Here is a 17219-nt window from a genome sequence, read left to right on the forward strand (position 1 = left end):
CGCCAGCGCGAGCATGCAAGCCTCGGAAGGGTCTTGCCAGGTTGATCGATCAAGGAGGCGAGGTGGTGTCAAAGGCCGGGCTACAGGCATCAGTTCGTTGCGATTGGTGCGGAGACTTGGAAGACTACTGCCGCTATCACGACAAAGAATGGGGCTTCCCAGTTCAGGATGACACACGGATCTTCGAAAAGGTCTGTCTGGAGGGATTTCAAGCCGGTTTGAGTTGGCTGACGATCCTTCGCAAGCGCGAGGCGTTTCGTGAGGCCTTCTCCGATTTCGAGATTGAGCACGTCGCTCGATTTTCTGAACGCGATGTTCAGCGACTGTTGGGCAATCGAGGCATTGTGCGACACAGAGGAAAAATCCAAGCGGCCATTCATAACGCCAAATGTGCGCAGGAAATGCTAAGGACGGAGTCATCCCTGGCTGCCTATTTCTGGCAATACGAACCCGACCCGAGGAGTCGTCCAACACGCGTGACACTGGAGGTGTATCGCGCGATGACCATCAGCCCAGAATCCATCGCCCTATCGAAGGATTTGCGAAAGCGCGGCTGGCAGTTTGTCGGGCCAACGAACATGTATGCCTTGATGCAGGCGCTGGGCTTGGTGAATGACCACGTGGAAGGCTGCTGGGCTCGGGATGCTGCATTTCGCGCCCGAGAGAAATTCAAGGTCCCACGTACATGACTACGCCCGACAGGTGCAGATTAAAAGAGTCTCCCCGATAGCGAGGTGTGACGGAGAGAACGTGTAAGGGGTGAGGGAAGATGGACCGGTTACATGCCATGGAGGTGTTCGTACGCGTAGTAGAGGCTAATAGCTTCTCCCGGGCTGCGAACGTCCTGCATATCTCCCGTACCTCTGTGACGATGATCGTCAAGAATCTAGAAGGGCATCTTCGGGTGCCCTTGTTGCAGAGAACGACACGCACCGTAAAGCTTACTCCTGAGGGAGAGGAATACTACGAGCATTCTCTGAGAATCCTGGCCGAGGTATCTGAAATGGAAGCCGTGATGGGAGGACCCGGAAATGGGCCTCGCGGCAAACTGCGCGTAAGCATGCCGGCCATCATAGGAAAATGGCTGGTCACTTCTCAACTGCAGCACTTCCATTCGACGTATCCGGACATAGCACTGACTCTGTCGTACTGTGACAGATGGGTGGACCTCATCGGAGAAGGTGTAGATTGCGCAGTCCAAGCCGGCGAGCTTGAGAGTTCCAGCTTCTTAATCGGACGTCGCCTAGCTGATATGCAGAAGATTACCGTGGCAACCCCAGATTACGTGCGACGCCATGGGCATCCCGAAGACATCGAAGATCTGAAGAATCACCAGGCACTGCACTATGTGTCGAGCAAGACAAACCGCCCCACGGATCTGAGTTTTCGAGTGGAGGGCGAGTGCCTAGATGTGCCGATGATGGGCAAGCTCAGTTTCCACGACGTCGAAGCATATGTCGAGTGTGGACTCACCGGCCTCGGGATATTGCAGCCTCCACGATTCATGGTCGAGGAGCACTTACGCATCGGTTCGTTTGTGGAGATTCTGCCGCAGTGGAAGCCAAGCTCACTACCCGTCTCGGCAGTCTATCCACAGAACCGCCATCTTCCTCCGAAGGTCAAAGTTTTCCTGGATTGGATCACCAAACTTTTCGAGCAGTCAGACTTGTTCGCGTTGGAAGATAGACCACGGAAGATACCGACGATGGCGGCCCCCATGCCTGGCTGCCCACTTCTGAGAGATAGCAAGAGAGGCTAAGCAGCTTTCGATGGCGACGCTCCTTGGGCCTTCTTCTTTGGCGGTGAGAGTATCAGCTTTTTGGTTTCGACCGCCGCAGCATTAAGTATCTCTCTCGCGAGCTCCGAATTGGACGGATTAATAGCTCTCGCGATAGCCACTACTCCAGCCAAAGAGGTCACCAGAAACAGCGCTCTGCGACGCGCCAGAGCCGGAGAGAGTGTCCTGCGCAGCGAGAACTCCATCAGCTTGGCAATCTCCGCCGTGCCGTCTGCAAAGGCCGCCATCACGCTCTTCGGCTGACGTGCAATCTCACCCGCATAAGCGGCCAGGGGGCAGTTGACCGTCGGATCCTGGCTCAATGCATAGAGCAGATAGTCGTCTATGTAAGCCAGAGCGCCGTTGCGGTCGCTGCTTTCGGCTTCCCAGCGTTCGCAACGCGAAGCTAGGTCAAGTCGGCAAGCTATCGCCGTGAGCTCGTCCTTGGAGGCAAATTGCCGATAGAACGCCCCTTGGGTCAGCCCTGCCTTCGCGCTGATCTCTGCGACACTCGCGCCATCGAATCCCTTCTCTTTAAGCAATAGTCTGGCGGCGTCGATCAGGGCTGCCCGGTTCTCAGCTACCTTTTCCTTGCTGACTTTCATGGTGCTGCCTCTTGTGCATCCACATCGCGTGCGCATCTGCCATCGCGATGCAGTCGATGGACCGCAGAAGTCGGGTCCCGCTGTATTGTTCAATTATACCAAACATTCTATTTTCAAATAATGACTTGAGAAGATGATGGTTTATCCGCTACTGTCCTAACGTCAGGATGCGATTCATTACGATCTCTTTCCGGCGACTCTTAGCTCTCCGTGGGAATTGCCGGTTTCTTCATCGGAAGGCTCCAGGTTCGGTTGGCTGCGTCCTGACTTTCTCTTATCCTCTCTCCCTGGCTGCTCCCGCAGTCAGGGAATTTTTTTGAGAGAAAAGGTTTGCAGCGATCTCTCGGATGACGGAGTTAGTCGAACAGAGAAGAGCTCGCGGCAGTGGCGCCCATTGCAACGCAAAGCGTTTTTCAATCGCTCGTCGCACGCTCTTAGCAACGGCGCTATAAGCGCGGAGATTGACTTTCGTTGCTAGACCTGGCCTCCATCCAGTCTAGTTTGTCCTGCACAAACCACCAACAGGCCAAGGTTACTGGTGCTCCTTCTCGATGGCACCCATCCGGCGCACCATCATCGCTACGCGGCCTGGACACATTATTGGCGCGTTCTTTCCAAAGCTAAATTGTTTCGTTGTGATAAATAAATCTTTCAGCATATTGAACTTGATTTCATAACACAAGTGACGATATTTTTCTAATCGGTTATAGCGAAATACGTTTCGATTTAGCTCATATGCCTTTTCCCTCTACCTGTCGTCTGAGCCTGACCCCGTGTCGAAACTCGAATGGTGCTCGCACGTCCTGACCTTTCTCCCCCGTCCCCTGGGCCGAACCGTACCGGCGGCCCAGGGGTTTTTTTTGGTACCGCAGAGTTGATAGAACGTGCGCTCTCGGAAATGCAGCATCCAATCCGATCGCTTTCGTTTCGTCCCACTGCTCGCAGAACGCTCGATTTATCGAAATTGACTCAATAGACCCGAGTCCCGACTACGCGATTTGGTGTGAGATTCCGCTGCAATGTGGCGATCGGGCCTGCTGGTTGCCCAATGAGCTCAATGAGCATCCGACGTCTGGTCATGCTAGCCACCGGCAATGATTGTTATCCGGGCGCGGGAGAGCGTCGCGGGCTGCGCGCAGAAAATGCGCTGCAAACGGCACAAATAGCCACATCAGGGGCGTGAACTGCCGCTTTGATGGTCCCTATATGTGCATTAAAATCCACAAACGTCCGACTGAAATCGCTGCTCCACAATGCGAGCCCGATTCCTCAGCCATCTCCCCATCCTGTGGGGAAATGTTTCCCGGCGCAGCCGGATACTGCTTTTCCGCTTCCGTTCATACACTTGCATCACCGGGTTCACATTGATCCGATTCACAACGGATTGGAAATAAAGTAACCCAATTTCGAGCGGTGTTGATTTGCTTTACCGCATGATAAATCGACGCCTTTTAGCTCTTATTGTTGATTCCGATTGACGTACTTTTAAATTGCGAAATTATCATGTCCAAGCTTTTTTCGACTGTTAAAGTTGGTGCCTACGAGATTTCCCACCGCGTTGTGATGGCGCCTGTATCGCGTATGCGCGCAGCAGAAGGTGCAATCCCGACGCCGCTGATGGCAACCTACTATGGCCAGCGCGCCTCCAAGGGAGGCTTCATGCTGACTGAAGCAGCCGCAGTAACCATGGGCGGCAACGGCTATCTGGGCTCGCCCGGTATCTACGATGACAGTCAAATTGCTGGCTGGAGTCTCGTCACCCAGGCAGTGCATGCAAAGGGCTCCAAGATTTTCATGCAGCTCTACCACGCTGGCCGCCAGTCGCATGCTGAGCTCCAACCCGATGGCGGCGTCCCCGTTGGTCCGTCGGCAATTCCTCACAGCGGTGTTGCTCACACCCGTGGCGGCTGGGTCCCGGCCACGCCGAACCGCGCCCTTGAGCTACACGAGATCGCTGACCTTGTGGAGAGCTTCCGTGCCGCCGCACAGCGCGCGGTGGAAGCTGGGTTCGACGGCGTTGAACTCTATGCGGCAAATGGATACCTGTTCGACCAGTTCCTCCAGGACGGCAGCAACAAGCGCACGGACACCTATGGGGGTTCGCTCGAGAATCGCGCGCGCCTGCTGGTCGAAACGATTCGCGCCGTCCTCGATGTGGTTGGTGATGGGAAGCTTGGCGTCAGGCTGAGCCCGAGCGGGGTATTCAACGATGTGTCGGACTCTGACCCCGTCACGCTCTTCACCTACGTCGCGCAAGAGCTTGCCAGGTTCGACCTGGCATACGTGCACATCATTGAGCCGCGCATCACGGGCGCTGGTGAAACAGAGGGGGCGAACCCGGATGCCATCGCTGCTCGGCATATTCGCAAGCACTACCCCGGCATCATCATCGCTGCCGGTGGATTCACCGGCAGCACGGCGCAGGAAATTGTCGATGCGGGCGATGCAGACCTCGTGGCGTTCGGTCGCCACTTTGTGGCCAATCCTGATCTGCCAGAGCGGCTGCGCAAGAACCTTCCCCTGAATGCTTATGACAGAGCAACGTTCTCCGGCGGCACGGAAGTGGGCTACACCGACTATCCGTTCTACGGCGAGGAAACGCGGGCCGCGGCCTGAGGCATCAATATCTGAGCGCGAGGGCGCCTGTAGCGGCCGCCCTCCAACCGTGAAGACCGCGGGATGGATCTCCTGGCCACTGCTCATTCGAGCTCTTGGATTCCGCGGATTCCCTTTGGAGCAGAGGGCAGTCAGGGCTTGTGAGCACGCGTAGCGATGGCAGTACTTCCCAATACCGCAAACCTAAGAACGAATCATGAGGATCTTTGACTTCCCCGATTTCCCGAATCCGCTTCGCGTCCGCATCGCACTGGCTGAGAAGAATCTCGGCTCTCTGATCGACTTCGTCTTCGTCGATTTGCCCGGGGCCGAGCACAAGCAACAGCCGTTTCTCGCGATAAATCCGGAAGGTACGGTGCCCGTTCTCGAACTCGACGACGGAACCTACCTCTCGGAATGCACCGCGATTATCGAGTACCTGGACCATGTGGAAGGCAAGCCGATGCTAACTGGAACTACGCCCAGGCAGCGCGCGGTGATCCATATGATGCAAAAGCGTGCGGAGCGCGAGTTGCTTTACGCCGTAGGCCACTACTTTCACTACGGGACGCCAGGCCCCGGCCCTATCTTGATGTCGTACAAGCGTCCGGAATGGAAGGCACGTGCCGAGTGGGCGGGCTTCGAGCGTGACCGAGCTATGGAGGCCATGTGCTACTTCAACGACCTGTTGGCGAAGCAACCATTCGTAGCTGGACAAGAATTTTCGATGGCAGATATCACCGTGTGGGCAGGGTTATATTTCGCACGCGTTGCCAAGCTGGAGATTCCCGAGGACCTCACTGCCCTCATGGCGTGGCACATCGAAATGAGCCAAAGACCGTCCGTCGTTTCCCCGGCATGACAACCTGACGGGCACGCCTTTCCACATCTCACTACGTCCAATCTTTCGAACATCAATGACGCGCGCAAATCGCGTCTCACATCTGGAGCTTGAAATGAAACTGCAAGATAAAGTGGCATTCATCACAGGCGGCACCTCCGGTATTGGTCTGGAGACTGCGAAGCTGTTTCTGACCGAGGGAGCGAAGGTTGCTATCGTTGGCTCCAATGCCGAACGCCTCGCAGCTGCCGGCAATGCGCTGGGAGGAAAGGCTCTCACCGTACTGGCGGATGTCAGAAAGGTCGCGGATATCGAGCGTGCTGTCGAGGAAACACGTGTGAAGTTTGGTCGTATAGACGTCGTTTTTGCCAATGCTGGCGCAAGCACTGTAGCGCCGCTCGAAGCCATCACGCCCGAATACATCGAAAGCAACTTTGCGCTCAACTTCAACGGCGTGTTCTTCACCATCCAGAAGGCGGTGCCCTTCATATCCAATGGCGGTAGTATTGTCGTGACCACATCGTTCCTCAACGAGGTAGGGATGCCTGGACTGTCCGTCCTGGCTGCCACGAAGGCTGCTACCCGGTCGCTCGTCCGCACACTCGGCGCGGAATTGGCCGGCAAGGGAATTCGTGTCAACGCCGTGAGTCCTGGCACGATTGCGACTCCGTTCTACGGGAAGATGGGCCTTTCCGAGGCTGATCTCCAGCAAGTTGCTGCGAGCCTGCAGGAAAAGGTACCCCTCAAGCGGTTTGGTTTGCCCGTCGAATTGGCCAAGTCAGTGCTCTATCTCGCTAGCGACGATTCTTCGTATACGAATGGAATCGAACTGGTGGTGGATGGTGGTCTGACGCAGGTCTGACGTAGTCGCGTCCGGAACATCGCCGAAGCCCTGGTTGCCCCTACGTCATAGAGACGTAAGGGCGACCAGAGTACTCCTCCTTTGGCGATTGGCTTCACCGCTCAACAGGGGAAGACCAAGATGGCCCGGACTTCGACACAACGCAGGTTTCGACTCTGCTGTTTCTTTGGTTTTCAAATTTTCGCACTGCCCACGATACGTTATCGCGGCAATGCCGGCGACTGCCAGCATGATGCAGTCCTATGCCGATCCTGCGGTCCATATGGGATTCGGATGCGACTACTCCCACCACCTCAACAAGTATGAGGTTCGGCTACTGTGGAACTCCAGTTTCGCTGGGAGCAATCCGCAGGGTTGGCAGACCACGTTGCCTTGGGCCGTGTGCTCCATTCGGGGTGGTCCGTCTCCACGTTGAACCCTTGCGTGGATACATCCGATAGCATCTTTCTCTTACAATCATGCCATCGATCTTAAAATGGGCAAATGACGTGGACCGTCTGGAAGCCATGGCGATGCTATTAAGTGCCGTCGACAAGGGAAGCTTGTCCGCAGCTGCACGCGAAATGAAGATCCCCGTCTCTACGCTAACCCGCAGAGTCACGGATCTTGAGGAATTTCTCGGTACCCGCCTGCTCACCCGGACAACACGCAAGCTGACGCTGACAGACGCGGGTGCCGCCTATGTCGCAGCGGCTAGACGGATTCTTGATCAGGTTCACGACCAGGAACGCGAAGCAACGGGGGAGTTCACCTCTCCTCGGGGTGAATTGGTCATTACTACCCCAGTCCAGCTCGGCAGACTCCATGTTCTGCCCATCGTTAACGAATTTCTGTCCCTATTTCCAGACATTTCGATCAAGCTGCTGCAGTCTGACCGTAATGTAGATCTAGTCGACATGCATGCTGACCTGGCAATACGCATTGGAGAGCTCGCCGACAGCAGCATGATTGCTACGCGAGTAGGAATGCTGCGCCCAGTCCTGTGTGCGAGCCCCGCCTTCCTGGAGAAGTACGGAGTCCCGCGCGAGCCTGACGCTCTTTCCAAGATTCCGTCTGTTGTTTTCAACAGCCCATATTTGTCGCCATGGCGATTCCGGCTACCGCAGACGGGAAAAACTATTACGGTCGTAGTCGACCCGCGGCTCCAGGTGACATCTCCAGACGCCGCGGCGGATGCTGCATCTGATGGCGTGGGCGCAACCTTGCTCCTCGAACACGACATCGCGGAAGCACTGGCAGCCGGTCAACTGGAAATCCTGCTGCCGGAATTCGAGGTCGAACCGGTACCAGTGCACATGATCCATGTTTCGCGCAGCCTGATGCCAATCAAGCTGCGCAAGTTCATCGATTTTGCCGCGCCCAAGCTCCGGCAGTCCCTCTCCGGATTTGGGAAGACAGTGGTCCTTGAGCGTCAGCCATCTTGATAGTCGGCCGTCGCCAGCAGTGCGTGACGGCCGTTTCAAGGCTCAGGAGATCATCTCTAGAGCCAGTGCGATACCTTGGCCACCACCGATGCACAGTGTGACGATTCCTCGCTTAAGGCCGTCTCGTTTCATCGAATGAAGCAACCGTGCTGTCAGGACGGCGCCTGTTGCGCTAATCGGATGCCCGTGCGCGACAGCGCCACCCTCCACATTGATCAGGTCTTCGGGCAGCCCTAGCTGTTTTCCAACAGCCAGCGGGACAGCAGCGAAGGCTTCATTTATTTCGATGCGCTCCACATCGCCAAGTGACCATGCGGCTCGTTCTAGCGCCAGTCGGACTGCTGGAACGGGCCCTAGTCCGAACATACTGAGCTCAACGGCGGCTACGCCAAAAGACACGAGACGCGCCATAGGCTCGATGCTCCTGTTCTCTGCTGCCGCCTGGTCAGCAACAATCATTGCGGCGGCGCCACTATTCAGGCCCGGAGCATTGCCCGCGGTGATACTGCCATCAGCCCGGAAGGCTGATTTGAGCTTTGCCAGGATTTCAACGGTTGTATCCGCACGAGGCGCCTCGTCGATGGCGAAGCTTTCGGTTCCCCGCTTGCCTTCTAGTTCAATGGGGACAATCTCGGCTTCAAGCCGACCGGCTTCGCGAGCGGCGGCGAAACGTTGTTGCGAGCGGGCTGCGAATCGGTCTTGATCCTCGCGAGTTAGCTGCGAAGCCGTCACGAGGTCTTCCGTGTGCCAGCCTGAGTGTTCCCCCGAGAACGCGTCTAGCAAGCCATGGGTCAGCATGCTGTCAAGGATCTCCGCCGGCTCCATTCGATAACCCCAACGGGCCGCGCCCATCAGATAGAGAGGACGGTCCATGTTCTCCGCGCCTCCGACAAGCGCCATCTCAGCTTCACCGGTGGCAATCTGTTGAGCGGCTGTAACGATAGCTTGCGCGCCAGAATCGCAGACTCGGTTGATGGTCATCGCGGGGACCGATTGGCGCAGCGCAAGGTCTCACGAAAGACAATCGCGCCGAGTTCGGTGGTCGGCGTGGATTTGAGAGCGCCGTTGTATGCACCGATGGCCGTCCTTACGGGTGGCAGAGCACAACATTCAGATTTCTCATTGGAACACTCCATCATAGAGACCAAGATAGTCCCGCTTTCCCAGCGGGACGCCGATGTGCCTAAAGATATCGTAGGCAGTTGTAATGTGGAAAAAAAAGTTGGGATAGCGGTTCCACTTCATCTAGGACTTGTTTTGGCTGCAGACTGAGAGATCCGCTTCTTCTATGGCAGTAAAGATCCGCTTGCACATGCCGTAATAATAGGCACCTTCCTCGGTCAAGCTGACGTTGCGCGTAGTGCGGCGGAATAGTGCAACACCCAGCTGTGATTCCAACAGAGTGATGCTCCGCGAAATCGTCGACTTCGGTATGCCCAAGGCTTGGGAAGCGCGGCTAAATCCGCCATGGTCGACGATGTGCGTGAAGACCCGCATCGAAGCCAGTTTGTCCATGATAACTACCTTACTATTGGAAGCTGGCCTGCATGCATTCTCGCAAGCAACACCATCACACGTTGATTGGTTGGCTAGGCGGGGACTCGGATGGCAGGACGCTGGCACATTTCGGAGTGCCATGCTCTGAGCGATTCACATCCTGGTGGCTCGTCTATGCCTAGGGACGATGCAACGTGCAGCGCCGACCATAGCGTAATGTCCGCCATAGAGAATCTGTCGCCAGCGACGTATGGCTGTGTTGCAAGCACATCGTCAAAGTAATGCATACCGCCGAGTGCCCTCTCTCGCTCAAGCGCAGCCCATTCTGGGCGACCATCTCAATGGGGCAATTGAAACGCTTCCAACGCCAAGCGTCCACCTGGGGTGCCGTAGTAGAAATAGCCTCCGAGAGCGTATAGGAGTTCCTGCTCCGCGCACCTCTGCATTCTCTGCACCAGCGCTCGTTCCTTCTGAGTCGTACCGGTCAGAACAGGACTCCCATCGAGGTTGTCGAGATGCTCGGTGATAGCAGTCACCCCAGAAACGAAGGTGCCGTCATCGAGCTCAAGTATTGGTACCGCACCGCCAGGATAGATGTCGGCGAAAGGCGCCTCGTCATGCGCGCTAGTGGGCATGTCGATTTCGACGAGTTCGATTTGATCGGACAGGCCCTTTTCGGCCAAGGCAACGCGAATCCGCAAAGAATCTGTGGAAGTTGAAACGTCATATAGGTGCATGATGTGCTCTTTGAATTCCTTTTTGTGTCAATGAGGCGCTGAAGTTGCCTCGCAATCATCCCTTCATCGAAGTCAGATTGCGCACACACGCTACTGACCGGTCTGTTTCCTATAACGATACAGACCGGTATGTAGTGAGTCAAGTTCTCGTGGTAGAGTGTGGCTATACAAGCAGAGGAACAGGCCAGATATGCCAGCGCTTCGAGCAGGCCGACAAGCGGAAGAATTAGGTACGGATGTGCGGCAAAAGGTGCTGGACGCCGCTTCGGACCTGTTCTACACACAAGGTGTCCGTGCTGTTGGCGTGGATTTGGTGATTCAAAAGGCCGGGGTTGCCAAGACCAGCCTGTATCGATATTTCGGCACGAAGGACGACCTGGTGGCCGCCTATCTTGAACGCGAAGACAAGGCGTTCTGGGAGACATGGAACGAGGTCGCCGCGAAACACACCGACGATCCCGGGGCAGAATTGGATGCTCATCTGGAGTGGATCGGTCTGCGTGTCAATGACCGTTGCTACCGAGGCTGTGCGCAGATCAATGCAGCTGCAGAATTTCCCGACCCTGACCATCCCGCCCGCAAGGTCGCAGCTGCCCACAAAAGCGAAATGCGCCGCCGCTTAAAGGCGATTGCCACGCGACTCAATGTCGCGGACCCGGACAGAGTTGCTGGTCAGCTGACCGTTTTGATTAACGGCGCTTTCGTTAGTATGCAAGTTCTTGAGCCAGATGAAGCCGTGATGCTTCTTCAAAGTGCAGCAAACGCTGTGCTCGCAGCAAACCAGGCAAGCTAGATTACACGCTCATCGATATCTCCGGAAGACATTTGCTGCGGGCGGCACGAGCACTGATGGCAATCTATCTTGATCTTGATATATATCTGCGGGTCGAGGACTACATGGCCATTGAGGAGTTGCCCAAACAGTCCCAATGTCCCATAGGTTTCTTCTTTGGATCGACCATCGGGAACCTGGAACCTCACGAGGCAATTGGCTTCTTGCGGCGCGCCGTAATGCTGCTAAGAGTCATTAACAAAACCATGTCATCGAACGGCGCCGGATGGACGTTAGCTGATAGCATGGCATGAAAGAAAATCAACAACGAACTGTGGAAGGCATTGCAGCCGCTGCTGCCGACGGTGGAGCTCATTTGGCGATTGCGAGCGAAGCTCCCAGCACTTCTCTCACAGCGGAGTTGAGATCGTCTTCAAACTTTGCCTCGTCCTCTGGATTTTTGCGGTCACGCAACATCGCCGCCATATGTTGAAGCGCGGCGACGGTGCGTGAGACTTGCCGTACGAGATAGCCTCGTACTCCACTGTCGGAGGGACCGAGTATGTCACCAACCTGAGAAGACGGAAGCTCGATCAACTGTTGCAAGGCGGCCCTGATGGACGAAATCGAGTCGACCACGACCGATGCCGAAGCGACGCTGGGCGTAGTATCACCAGCTTGGAGCTCGTTCTTGAGCGCGATAAATTGATCGCCAGTGCCGAACTCTGTGATAGCCGCGTCCAATATCGCCATCGCTTCGTCCCGGAGCCTCAACTCGGATTTTGCAAGTACGATGATAAGCTCAAGTTCTGCGCTTCGCATCTCCTGACGACGCGCAGCCATGCTCTCCAATGCGTGCTCAGGCCTTTGCAAGGCCAACATGAGCAGCGCACGATTGGCGAGCAAGTTGTTGCTGGCTAGCTTCCCGTCCACGGCGATGGCAGCATTGATTTCCAGAAGGAGGCCCTCGCCCGCCACCTTGTCCGCACCGGTCAATGGATGAAGCGTTGGCCCCAGAAGCTGCTGAATGGCAACTGCAAAGACGTTCTCCTTATATGCAGGGGCCGCACCGGGACGCGTTGCGAGGCGCTGCAGCACAACCCGAGCATCTGCTAGATCACCGTTCGGGCGCAGCAGTTGGGAGGTCGCTCTGTAGAAGTCCAGTTGATCGCGCGCTTGCTGCGTCGTGAGCGTATCCAGTCCTGACGGGATTACCGCGACATCGAGTGCGATCCAGTTCTTCTCCTTTAGAAGCAGCCGAAGCCCAAGGCCAAAAAAGACAAGCCGGAATTGCGACGACGCGCGATCTAAAATCTGCTCGGCGTCATCCAGGTGTCCCGGGCAAGCCCATATTCGCCAGCGACCAACAAGGACTTGATACGATGCTGTAGCTCGGTCCACGTCCAAGGCGTTGAAGCCTCTCCCGTCTTCAGCTGCTGCAACCTCGCTTGGATGCTGAGCTTTGTCGCTGCGGGCAGATTCTGGCAAATCTCAGCAAGAAGCACCGGGTCGTCGGACTGAGCGAGCACCTACAGCATGGCTTCCTTATTACTGTTGTCAAGCCTTCGCCATGCGGCTGTGAGGTCTTGTGCTGACGAGCCTTCTTCACGCGCAAGAAAGCGACTTGGGCTATACCTATCCGTGAGGGCTCCGACGCGCCCTTTTTCGGCATGCTCAATGACACTGCGCGAAATGAGCGTTTGCAAAGCGTCGCAAAGCTCCGTCGGCACGGCGCCGTCAAGTCAACCGGCCACGGCGCGTGCGAGCAACCGCACATGCCCTCTCAATGTTTGAGCGATGGTAGAGCGCAGGGATGGCCTCTCATCGTCCGGCGTCTCTCGCGGCAGCTTTGCGCTATCGAATGGGATTAGTAGCGCATCTCGGTTGGACGCGGCTTGTGCGAACGCGGTCGTGACGAGTCGCGCGGCCAGTTCTGCGGACAAGCTGGACGCACCGCATGGAGATCCCTTTAGCCTCATCGATTCGGCGCAAGTAGGATTGTTTAGAAGAACTAAACTCTGCTTTCCGATCAATGATCCAACGCATGAGACCAGGTTGGCTTAAGCTTTCATATTGACAATGCGAAAGCCACTCTCTGGTAGTCCGGAGCAGCGATCCCAGGCGAGACAAAGACACATCTCTGAGTCGATCCCGATTGGTTTCGCCAGAATTGGTGGCTGGGTGGATCCACTGATATGAGCAATGAACGAGGCCGCCCCCCGCAACCCCAGAAGGGTCGTGGGGCCATCAGCAACGTCCAGGGACGATTCGAGCGCGAACAGCGTGAGATGTTCGATGATGGCTGGGCTGAGCCAATCGACGAGAATCAGCGTGAGATTGATTCATCCCCACCGAAGTTGCTGACTCAGGTAACCATTGAGCACGCAAGGTCTATTCTCACGCGCAACAGTTCCCCAGACATCCGTTTCGACGTTTCGCTCAATCCCTATCGGGGTTGCGAGCACGGTTGCATCTATTGTTTTGCGCGGCCGTCCCACGCCTACCTGGATCTTTCCCCAGGACTAGATTTCGAGACGAAACTCTACGCCAAGACGAACGCCGCGGCGCGTCTTCGTGAAGGGCTTTCCAAGCCGTCCTACCGCTGCGAGCCGATTGCGCTGGGAGTAAACACGGATGCCTATCAACCGATAGAGCGAGAACATCGCATCACGCGCGAGATTCTCGAGGTGCTGCATGAAATCGACCATCCCGTTGCGTTGATAACCAAATCGTCACTAATTGAACGCGATATTGATCTATTGGCACCGATGGCCGAAAAGCGCCTTGTTTTCGCGGACATCACAATCGCGACGTTAGATGCCGACATTGCCCGTACACTAGAACCCCGCGCGGCAACACCGTCGCGCAGGCTGCGCACGATTCGCGAGCTTTCCAGCGCGGGCATACCCGTGGGCGTTAGCGTCGCGCCGATCATCCCTTTCATCACAGAGCCAGACCTCGAACGGATTCTCGAAGCTGCACAGGAAGCAGGCGCACGATACGCGAGCTATGTTGTGCTGCGTCTGCCGTGGGAGGTGAGACCATTGTTCCTCGAATGGCTCGAGGCTCACTATCCGGATCGCGCCGAGCGCGTGATGAACCGCGTGCGTGAGATGCGCGGAGGCAAGGATTACGATGCAGACTTTTCCCAGCGGATGAGTGGCACTGGAATTTGGGCAGATTTCCTGAGACAGCGATTTTACAAAGCTGCTGACCGTCTCGGCTTGAGCTATAAGCGGCTGAGACTCGATACATCTCTATTCCGTGCACCTGAACGATCACCTGCGTTGGAAACCTCTCGCAAGCGCAAGGACGACAGGCAGGCTCCCCTCTTCTGACAGTGGCAGGAATTGCGCGAATGCGCCGAGGATGCGAATCAAGCTGATGTCGCACTCCGTGGACATCGCGCTCGCCTGGTGCTCTAGTATGGCGTCGAATTTTCAAGCGAGATGATTGCTCGCTTAGCCGGAAGAAACATCAAGAAGCATCTCCCCGCCCAATGTTCGGCTATCTCCAGGCAATTCTTAGCGAGAATAGCCCGCGCCATTTGTACGGTGATAGCCCAATAGGCCGCCACTCACCCTATGGTGCTTACCGCTGCCGCTCGTCTTCAGCTCGATGCGAAAAGGATGACACCGGCGGCGCACCAAGCGCAGCTATTCCACGGCCACACCACTCTAGAAGAAATGCTTGCACGCAATTGCACCATCGAATCATGAATGGAACAAACATGTATTGTTCCGATACACAGAACGATTCTTTTGGAACATAGAACTTGAGTCTATGCATCCGCCGAGACTATGTTTTCAACAGTTAGACAGGATTTTTATCGCTGTCCTACGCACATTCATTCCATCGAAGCACAGGATCGACTCGGCGTCGAAATGAAAGATGCCTCCTCATTCAGCTTTCTCGCTCCCACGTGATGTCGCCCTGTTGCTTACGCCGCGAAGTGCACCCCTACTGCTGCAGCGGCTCATCTGCAGTTTGGTCGCTGGCCAGCGACTTCTTCGCCCCAGTTCGCTTCTTTCCCGCGGATTTGGAAGGAAGCTTTGCCAACCGCTTCTTCGCTTCTTCGAGGATCTGATCCGACAGACCCGGGTCGTCAATGATTCGCGACATCGTTACTGCGCCAATCATCGCAGACAACGTAAAGATCGCATCGCCTTTCGCCTCTTCCGAGTCGAAATACTCCGACGTGACGTCGATCAGCCCACGGAATCCATTCGAAGCAGCACGCCTGGTGTCTTCATCTGCTCGGGCAAGTTCACTTCCAAGCGCTACCAAGGGGCATCCGCCCAAGCGATCGTCCCGATACTCAGCGGATAAGAAATCTTGAATGTGATTCAAGAATTGCTCCGCCCCGCCTTCTGCGGCTGCCTCAGCTTTCTCTACTAGTGACCCCATGCTCGCCGCACAGGCCTCCGCGACGAGCTGATCTTTGGAAGAGAAGTGACGATAAAAGCCCCCGTGGGTAAGACCAGCGGCTGCCATGATTTCCGACACGCCTGTCGCATGAATACCGTTGCGCCGGAACATCCGCACCGCAATTTCCACGATCCGCCGTCTTGTCTCGGCAGTTTCTGCCTTCGACTTCTTCATTTGCAAGCTCCTTCAGGTCGCATGCGAGGCCGGTCAGAGCCCCGTATCGACTACGTCTGAACTATCGGTCAAAAAAATTATAGTGTCAAGCGCTCATCTAATTCTTGACTTTTTAGATGACGGATTTTATCTTACCTCCAGATAGCGTCAAGCAGTCATCTAACGCGGCCAACTGGCCGGGGAGGTTGGGGAGCCGCAGACGCTTCGGAATTAACCGGTGCCGGCTTGGGTGTGCTCAGCGGCGCAATCCCTCTCTAAGAGCAAACGAGGAATGAAGATGAATGACGACATCACCCGGCTGGACGCCGGAAGTAGCGCGAGCCAGGCTTCCCGCAGGAAGGGGACGACACTCTGGGTGGGCTCAATCGCCGCAGCAGCTGTAGTGGTGGCAGGCGGTGCATTGACGCTTTACACGGGAGGCTCGAACAAGGTGCAGGCCGCTCCGACGAAAGCACCAATCGTCTCGGTGAGCTCACCATTGCAGCGAGACATCGAGACGCGAATTGGATTTCTGGGTCAGTTCTCACCTGTCAAGAATGTGGAGCTTCGCGCTCAGGTCGGCGGCACTTTGAAGCAAATCAACTTCAAGGATGGTGACATCATTCGCGAGGGCGACGTCCTCTTCGTCATCGATCCAGAGCCTTACGAAATCACGCTTGCCAAAGCGCAAGCGCAGCTTGAAAGCGCAACCGCCCGGCTCGAATTGGCTGGGCGTGAACTGACCCGTGCGGAGACGCTGAAGAACACCGACGCTGGCACGCAACAGAACGTTGAGCAGCGTCTGGCGGAAAAGAGAGCCGCCCAGGCCGCAGTGAATGACGCGAAGGCACAGATTCGCGATGCGCGATTCGACTTGGAGCGCACACGAGTCAAAGCGCCCTTTACGGGACGCATCGGCACGCACCAGGTTTCAGCTGGCAACATCATCGCCGGCAGTCGTGCAGCGAACGGTCCTACCACCCTGCTTGCCACCATCGTGTCGATGGACCCGATTTACCTGAACTTCGACATGAGTGAAGCTGACTACATGAGGTTTCAGCAACAGCGCGCTAAGGAAAAAGGGCCGCTTGCGAACAAGATCGAGCTCTCCCTCAATGGCGAATCGAAGTACGACCGCCAGGGCACGCTGGACTTCCTCGACAACACCCTGGACCGCTCGAGCGGCACGATTCACGCGCGCGCCACGATTCGTAATCCCGACCTGGTGCTGACTCCCGGTGGATTTGCCCGTATCCGTCTGGCTGTAACCACACCTGAACCCACTTTGCTCGTGCCGGATGCTTCAGTGATGGCGGACCAGTCGGAACACATCGTCCTCACAGTAGGCAAGGACAACGTCGTCACTCCGAAGAAAGTTGAAATTGGCGATCTTCGCGGGGGGCTTCGCGTGGTCCGCTCCGGTCTCGCAGCCACGGACCAGGTCGTAATCGACGGTGTGCCTTTCGCAGCGCCCGGCTCCAAGGTTGCGCCGAAGCCGGGTTCTATCACGTTCGCCGAACAGGACTGA

Annotated in this window: 16 protein-coding genes and 3 pseudogenes; 10 read left to right on the forward strand and 9 right to left on the reverse strand. The window is 56.2% G+C overall.

The genetic code is table 11. From position 1 onward, the window contains the following. The first annotated feature begins 62 nt into the window (after positions 1-62). Positions 63-689 carry a DNA-3-methyladenine glycosylase I gene (locus ACKI2N_RS15450; protein WP_420993725.1) on the forward strand — a complete coding sequence of 209 codons (627 nt, stop codon included), beginning with the start codon at positions 63-65 and terminating at the stop codon, positions 687-689. A gap of 98 nt (positions 690-787) precedes the next feature. Further along, a complete protein-coding gene (locus ACKI2N_RS15455) occupies positions 788-1759 on the forward strand; it encodes a LysR substrate-binding domain-containing protein (RefSeq protein ID WP_420993666.1) in 972 nt (323 codons plus the stop codon). Here ACKI2N_RS15455 and ACKI2N_RS15460 read toward each other — a convergent pair. Next, positions 1756-2382, reverse strand: a complete 627-nt coding sequence (locus ACKI2N_RS15460; RefSeq protein ID WP_420993665.1) for a TetR/AcrR family transcriptional regulator — start codon at positions 2380-2382, stop codon at positions 1756-1758. The two genes, ACKI2N_RS15455 and ACKI2N_RS15460, sit on opposite strands and share 4 nt — an antisense overlap. Positions 2383-3885: 1503 nt before the next feature. Here ACKI2N_RS15460 and ACKI2N_RS15465 point away from each other — a divergent pair. The 4 genes from ACKI2N_RS15465 (at position 3886) to ACKI2N_RS15480 (ending at position 8104) form a co-directional block, all read left to right on the forward strand. Continuing rightward, complete coding sequence (locus tag ACKI2N_RS15465; RefSeq protein ID WP_420993664.1) at positions 3886-4998, forward strand: alkene reductase; 1113 nt, start codon at positions 3886-3888, stop codon at positions 4996-4998. 196 nt (positions 4999-5194) lie between these two features. After that, positions 5195-5839: a glutathione S-transferase family protein gene (locus tag ACKI2N_RS15470; RefSeq protein WP_420993663.1), complete on the forward strand. Its 645-nt coding sequence runs from the start codon at positions 5195-5197 to the stop codon at positions 5837-5839. Positions 5840-5933: 94 nt separating this feature from the next. Next, positions 5934-6680: an SDR family oxidoreductase gene (locus tag ACKI2N_RS15475; RefSeq protein WP_420993662.1), complete on the forward strand. Its 747-nt coding sequence runs from the start codon at positions 5934-5936 to the stop codon at positions 6678-6680. A 488-nt stretch (positions 6681-7168) separates the two neighbouring features. Next, complete coding sequence (locus ACKI2N_RS15480; protein ID WP_420993661.1) at positions 7169-8104, forward strand: LysR substrate-binding domain-containing protein; 936 nt, start codon at positions 7169-7171, stop codon at positions 8102-8104. Positions 8105-8146: 42 nt separating this feature from the next. Here the strand turns inward: ACKI2N_RS15480 and ACKI2N_RS15485 are convergent. The 5 genes and pseudogenes from ACKI2N_RS15485 to ACKI2N_RS15505 all read right to left on the reverse strand — a co-directional run bounded on the left by ACKI2N_RS15485 (position 8147) and on the right by ACKI2N_RS15505 (position 10338). Further along, positions 8147-9227: pseudogene (locus ACKI2N_RS15485) on the reverse strand (thiolase family protein). Beyond that, positions 9224-9331: pseudogene (locus ACKI2N_RS15490) on the reverse strand (DUF1993 family protein); the annotation flags it as partial. The pseudogenes ACKI2N_RS15485 and ACKI2N_RS15490, both read right to left, overlap by 4 nt. 18 nt (positions 9332-9349) lie before the next feature. Beyond that, positions 9350-9619, reverse strand: coding sequence for a LysR family transcriptional regulator (locus ACKI2N_RS15495; protein ID WP_420993660.1), 270 nt, complete (start codon positions 9617-9619; stop codon positions 9350-9352). A gap of 74 nt (positions 9620-9693) precedes the next feature. Next, positions 9694-9888, reverse strand: a complete 195-nt coding sequence (locus ACKI2N_RS15500; RefSeq protein ID WP_426989916.1) for a glutathione binding-like protein — start codon at positions 9886-9888, stop codon at positions 9694-9696. A 51-nt stretch (positions 9889-9939) separates the two neighbouring features. Next, entirely contained in the window at positions 9940-10338 is a 399-nt protein-coding gene (locus ACKI2N_RS15505) for a glutathione S-transferase family protein (RefSeq protein ID WP_420993659.1), read from the reverse strand. Between the two features lie 190 nt (positions 10339-10528). Between ACKI2N_RS15505 and ACKI2N_RS15510 the strand changes: the two genes are divergently transcribed. Continuing rightward, complete coding sequence (locus ACKI2N_RS15510) at positions 10529-11131, forward strand: TetR/AcrR family transcriptional regulator (RefSeq protein WP_420993658.1); 603 nt, start codon at positions 10529-10531, stop codon at positions 11129-11131. 32 nt (positions 11132-11163) lie between these two features. Next, positions 11164-11289: pseudogene (locus ACKI2N_RS15515) on the forward strand (hypothetical protein); the annotation flags it as partial. Positions 11290-11315: 26 nt separating this feature from the next. Here the strand turns inward: ACKI2N_RS15515 and ACKI2N_RS15520 are convergent. Next, positions 11316-11486, reverse strand: a complete 171-nt coding sequence (locus ACKI2N_RS15520; protein ID WP_420993729.1) for a hypothetical protein — start codon at positions 11484-11486, stop codon at positions 11316-11318. Continuing rightward, a complete protein-coding gene (locus ACKI2N_RS15525; protein WP_420993657.1) occupies positions 11483-12517 on the reverse strand; it encodes a hypothetical protein in 1035 nt (344 codons plus the stop codon). Before ACKI2N_RS15525 ends, ACKI2N_RS15520 begins: the two co-directional genes overlap by 4 nt. A gap of 788 nt (positions 12518-13305) precedes the next feature. On the opposite strand from ACKI2N_RS15525, the gene ACKI2N_RS15530 reads away from it, so the two are divergent. Continuing rightward, positions 13306-14448: a PA0069 family radical SAM protein gene (locus tag ACKI2N_RS15530; RefSeq protein ID WP_420993656.1), complete on the forward strand. Its 1143-nt coding sequence runs from the start codon at positions 13306-13308 to the stop codon at positions 14446-14448. A gap of 622 nt (positions 14449-15070) precedes the next feature. Here the strand turns inward: ACKI2N_RS15530 and ACKI2N_RS15535 are convergent. Next, positions 15071-15712 carry a TetR/AcrR family transcriptional regulator gene (locus ACKI2N_RS15535; RefSeq protein WP_420993655.1) on the reverse strand — a complete coding sequence of 214 codons (642 nt, stop codon included), beginning with the start codon at positions 15710-15712 and terminating at the stop codon, positions 15071-15073. Positions 15713-15989: 277 nt separating this feature from the next. Here ACKI2N_RS15535 and ACKI2N_RS15540 point away from each other — a divergent pair, with 277 nt between their 5' ends. Further along, positions 15990-17219: an efflux RND transporter periplasmic adaptor subunit gene (locus ACKI2N_RS15540; protein WP_420993654.1), complete on the forward strand. Its 1230-nt coding sequence runs from the start codon at positions 15990-15992 to the stop codon at positions 17217-17219.

Source organism: Cupriavidus sp. 30B13 (assembly GCF_049059565.2).
Classification (GTDB): Bacteria; Pseudomonadota; Gammaproteobacteria; order Burkholderiales; family Burkholderiaceae; genus Cupriavidus.